Consider the following 4,746-nt stretch of genomic DNA (forward strand, 5'->3'; position numbering starts at 1 on the left):
TGATCCAGCTATGCGGATGGTAGAGCTCGACGTCCGCCGTTTCGGCCGGCGGCACCGTATCCACCGGGCCATGGATCGTGGTGGCCATCAATCTGCTCCCCGCTGGCGGAACTGGCGGATCTGGCGGGTCATGGCGCGGCGTCCGCGCGCGCAGAACCCGCGGCGAGCGAAGCGAAGCTGGTCTGCTGTCCGAGCCAGGCCTGATAGTCCTGCTCGGTGTCGACCACGACGAAGCCGCGCATGAAGGAATGGCCGACGCCGCAGAGTTCGGCGCAGAGGATCTCGAAGGTGCCGGTCTGGGTCGGGGTGAACCAGAAATAGGTGACCGCCCCTGGGATCATGTCCATCTTGGCGCGGAACTCCGGCACGTAGAAATCGTGCAGCACGTCCACCGAGCGCAGCAGGACCTTGACTGGCTTGCCGACCGGCAGATGGAGGTTGGCCGCCTCGACGATCACGTCGTCCTGGCCGCTCGGGTCGTGCGGGCTGATTCCGAGCGGGTTCTCCGGGGTGATCAGCCTGGTGTCGGCCCGCCCGAGGCGGCCGTCCTCCCCGGGCAGGCGGTAGCTCCACTGCCATTGCTGGCCGACCACCTCGACCTCGGCCGCGTCGTCCGGCACCTGGACGAACTGTGCCCATACCACCAGGCCCGGGGCGAGCATGGCGGCCACGCCCACGGCGGTGCCGACCGTCAGTACCAGCTCCAGCCGACGGTTCTCGGGCTCATAGGCGGCCCGGTGACCCGGCCGGTGCCGGAACCGCAGGAGGCAGTAGGCGACGAACAGCACGACCGCGGTGAACACCGCGCCGGTGATCCAGAACGTCACGACCAGGGTCGTGTCGATATAGCCCCAGTTGGAAGCGATCGGCGTCCACCACCACGGGCTCAGGAAGTGGAACAGGAGCGAGCCCAGCACGATCAGAACCAGGACGGCTGCGATCAGCATCGCACATCGAGCCCCCTGAAAGTGGTTGAGGTCAAGGTCGCGCCGATAATCCCCCAGGTGGCCCGCTAGTATCTACTGGCTGGAACTGGCCAGAGCACCGGCATGAAAATACCGCCTGCCCGTCGACCAAGCAGTGCACCTCCCCAACGACTAGCGCGGCCGTCCCGGACGGGCCGATGTGATCTCCTGAGCAAACCTCATCGAGATCCGGATGAGCATCTTCTCTTGTGGCATCTGTGCAGGCCATTGTCAACGTGACCACGGCCATCCTGCGGTACCATCGATGGCGGGCGGCAGATTCGAAGTATGGCTCCGGTCTCTACTGTCATGCCCAAGACAAGGCTCAAACAACCAGACCACAGAAGTCGCACAGAGAGAGAATATCCGGAAAATTACTACAAAGATCATGGAAAAACCGACGGACGGTTCAATTCTAACTGATTAAATGTCGGTTATCTTCAAAGTATGGCTGGCATGTCTCATGAGATGCGCTAGCAATTTTTCCGGAAGCTACCGCAAGTGCGGTGGTGGTTCCGGAACAGGGCAAGCAGCACAATGGGTTCATTTGACAGCGCCGCGCGCCGGATCATGCGCGGCACGTTGATTCTAGCCATCGTGGCCTCGGCCGGCGTCGGCATCTCCCGGCCGGTCACGGCGGACGGGACATCGATGCGCCTGCAGGAGCGTGTGCTGATGCAGCGCAATGGGTCAAGGGGGCTCGAATACGTCCCGACCGCCGCCGCCACCGGCAGCGCCAAGGGCAAGAGCAAGCTCAAGGTCGATGTCCTTCGCAAGATCGAGCTGGACGGGGCAGCGCTAGACAATACCTATTCGAGCCTGCTGCCGCTCGACATGGACCGGAACGGCGTCTACGAGTTCGTCCACTGGAACGGCCACCAGGTGATGCGCGTCTACGGTCAGAGCGGCAAGAAGCTCTGGCAGGTCACCAACAGTGCCGCGCGCAAGGTGGGCCCCAGCAGCTTCATCCATCGTGACGGCGCGGCGGTCCTGGACCTGGACGGGGACGGCAAGGACGACGTGCTGCATTGCTGGCAGTCCGGGTCGACCAGGCGGCTGGTGGCCCGCGACGGCGCCAGCGGGAAGGAGATCCGCCACGCCAGCCTGAACGGGCAGAGCAACTCCGGCGGCAGCCTGTGCCGGATCGCGGTGTACCGCACCGAGGCGACCAAGAAGCCGGTGATCCTGGTGGCGCACAGCCAGCCCGGCGGCGGCGCCAAGTGCGGCAAGCGCAACTGGCCGGACAACTGGACCCGCGTCGTCGCCTTCGACACGAAGCTGAAGCAGCTCTGGCACGTCGATACCTGCGATGCCGGGCACCATACTGCCGGCGTCGACCAGGACGGCGACGGGTACATGGATTACTTCTTCGCGGGGAAGTACTCGATCGACTTCAACGGCAAGATCCGCTGCACGCTCGCCGGCTGGAACAAGAGCGACCATGTGGATGCGGTCCGCATCGCCAAGCTGGGCGGTTCCAAGCTGCAGGCGGTGGCGATCGGCCGTTCCGGCGGCGGCGCGTTCGATGTCGGCAACTGCAAGCGACTCTGGAGCCTGCCCTCGGTGGTGAAGAACCCACAGGAGCTGGTGGTCGCCCAGTTCGACCCGGTGCCGAAGCCGCTGGGCGTGATGATCGCGCAGCGCAGCACCAAGGGGCAGTCCAGCACCTTCATCCTGAACAGCAAGGGCAAGCTGGTCCACACCATTAAGAACCGTGAGGTGATGGCCATGCAGAACGCCGAGTTGGACGGCAATCGCCGCACCGACGAGGTGGTGGCGATCTTCGGCGAGGTGTTCGACGGCAAGGGCACCAAGATCCTGTCCAAGGACTGGTACTGGAACCTCAAGGGCAGCAAGGTGAAGGAAAAGAAGACGAGCAACGTCTACGACCGCTGGGTCTCCTTTCCGGTGCTGTTCGACGTGGATAGCGACGGCAGGGACGAGTTGGTGACCTGGGGGCAGAGCCTGATCGTAGTCGGCCGGCCGCGCTGATCCGCGGGACCGGGGAGCCGGCGCGCACCGGTGCGTGATCGCCAGCGCCTTCACTTGGCCGCCAGCAAAGCGGGCCAAGAGCTTGCCGATAAAATTATCACACTTGTTTATCGGCGGCAGATGGCCAATTTCTGTTCTTGGCAAATAAACGACCTGACCTGCTGATGAACATCAGCGGACGTGTCGTTTGTCGGCTGCCAATGGTCCGCACCCGCGCGGGCCAGTCGTGCCTGTCTTGAATGGATCTTCTATGACTACCGGAACCGTCAAGTGGTTCAACCCCGACAAGGGCTTTGGTTTCATCGCCCCGGACGAAGGGGGCAATGACGCGTTCGTTCACATCAGCGCCGTCCAGCGCTCCGGCATCGGTGACCTGCGCGAGGGCCAGAAGGTCGAGTACGAACTCGTGCAGGATCGTCGGAGCGGCAAGCTTTCGGCCGAGAACCTGCGCATCGTCGGGTAGTCTTCCGTCCGGCCGGCGCCACGCCCGGCAGTGGCAGGCAGCGGCCTTGGTGGCCGCCGCTGGTCACGGCGAGGCGCCGGTAGAGGACGGATCGCCGACCCTCGATGGGATCGAGTTGGCCCTGCGCCTGAACAAGGTTGCAGGGCTTTCGCGTTTTCTGGGGCCGGTGCTGCTTGGCCTAGAGGAAGAACAGGACGGTCAGCAGCACGAACACCGGCAGCAGGATCACGGCCGACCAGCCGACATAGCCGAAGAAGCTGGGCATCCGGATGCCCATCTCGTCGGCAATGGCGCGCACCATGAAGTTCGGCGCGTTGCCGATATAGGTGTTCGCCCCCATGAACACGGCCCCCGCCGAGATCGCGGTGAGCGTGGCCACCTGGCTGGTGGTCATGACCAGCGGGTCGCCGCCGGCCAGGTTGAAGAACACCAGATAAGTCGGTGCGTTGTCCAGGAACGAGCTGAGGATGCCGGTCACCCAGAAATAGGCGGCGGGGATGGGGGCCCCACTGGGATCGCTTACCGCCTGCACCAGCGGGGCGAACGGCCCGGCCAGACCCGCCTTCAGCATGGCCAGCACCGGCACGATCGTCACGAAGATGGCGGCGAACAGCTTGGCCACCTCCAGGATCGGCCCCCAGCCGAACTCGTTGGCGAGCCTGGCGCTCTTCGGCGTGAGCGCCAGCGAGGCGAGCGTGATCGCGACCAGCGCCAGGTCGCGCAGGAGGGCCTGCGCCCCGAGTTCGATGCCGAGGAACGAGACCACGACCGGCCCCTGCCAGATGCCGCTGAACAGCACGGCGGCCACGATGGCGCCCAGCAGGAACAGGTTGGCCTTCCCTTCGAAGACCCGCTGCCCCTTGGGTGGTGGCGCGCCGTCGACGATCGCGAGCCGCCGGTCCAGGAGGTAGTAGCCGCCGAGCAGCAGGCCCGCGGTCAGCAACATCGGCAAGAACAGGTGCACGGTCGGCCAGAAGAACGGGACGCCCTTGAGGAAGCCTAGGAACAAGGGCGGGTCGCCCATGGGTGTCAGCGAGCCGCCGATGTTCGCGACGAGGAAGATGAAGAACACCATGGTATGGACCCGGCGAGTCCGCCAGGCATTCGCCCGGATCAGGGGGCGGACCAGCAGCATGGCTGCCCCGGTCGTGCCAGTGAAGCTGGCCAGCAACGTGCCCACGGCCAGCGACGCGGTGTTGGAAGCCGGGCTCCCGTCGAAATAGCCATCCAGCCGCAGGCCCCCTGCCACGGTGAACAGGGCCAGGAGCAGGAGGATGAAGGGCAGGTATTCCAGCAGGCCGACATGGGCCAGCTCGTAGAGGCTGC

General features: G+C 64.9%; 4 protein-coding genes. 2 read left to right on the plus strand and 2 right to left on the minus strand.

The window, feature by feature from the left end; translation table 11 throughout:
* Window positions 1–128: 128 nt before the first annotated feature.
* A complete protein-coding gene (gene coxB, locus EQG76_RS00585; RefSeq protein ID WP_159709652.1) occupies window positions 129–947 on the minus strand; it encodes a cytochrome c oxidase subunit II in 819 nt (272 codons plus the stop codon).
* A gap of 555 nt (window positions 948–1,502) precedes the next feature.
* On the opposite strand from coxB, the gene EQG76_RS00590 reads away from it, so the two are divergent.
* Together EQG76_RS00590 and EQG76_RS00595 are read left to right on the plus strand one after the other, a co-directional pair.
* A complete protein-coding gene (locus EQG76_RS00590) occupies window positions 1,503–2,957 on the plus strand; it encodes a hypothetical protein (RefSeq protein ID WP_159709654.1) in 1,455 nt (484 codons plus the stop codon).
* Between the two features lie 250 nt (window positions 2,958–3,207).
* Window positions 3,208–3,420, plus strand: coding sequence for a cold-shock protein (locus EQG76_RS00595; RefSeq protein ID WP_159709656.1), 213 nt, complete (start codon window positions 3,208–3,210; stop codon window positions 3,418–3,420).
* A 178-nt stretch (window positions 3,421–3,598) separates the two neighbouring features.
* On the opposite strand, the gene EQG76_RS00600 is transcribed toward EQG76_RS00595, so the two are convergent.
* A partial coding sequence (locus EQG76_RS00600; RefSeq protein WP_159709658.1) for a sodium:proton antiporter occupies window positions 3,599–4,746 on the minus strand: 1,148 nt, incomplete at its 5' end.

This window comes from Geminicoccus flavidas (assembly GCF_009806515.1).
GTDB classification, from domain to species: domain Bacteria; phylum Pseudomonadota; class Alphaproteobacteria; order Geminicoccales; family Geminicoccaceae; genus Geminicoccus; species Geminicoccus flavidus.

Excerpts from the sequence above, each read along its gene's own strand:
- EQG76_RS00595 (WP_159709656.1), top strand. The coding sequence starts at position 3,208 with ATGACTACCGGAACCGTCAAGTGGTTCAACCCCGACAAGGGCTTTGGT.
- coxB (WP_159709652.1), bottom strand. The coding sequence starts at position 947 with ATGCTGATCGCAGCCGTCCTGGTTCTGATCGTGCTGGGCTCGCTCCTG.
- EQG76_RS00590 (WP_159709654.1), top strand. The coding sequence starts at position 1,503 with ATGGGTTCATTTGACAGCGCCGCGCGCCGGATCATGCGCGGCACGTTG.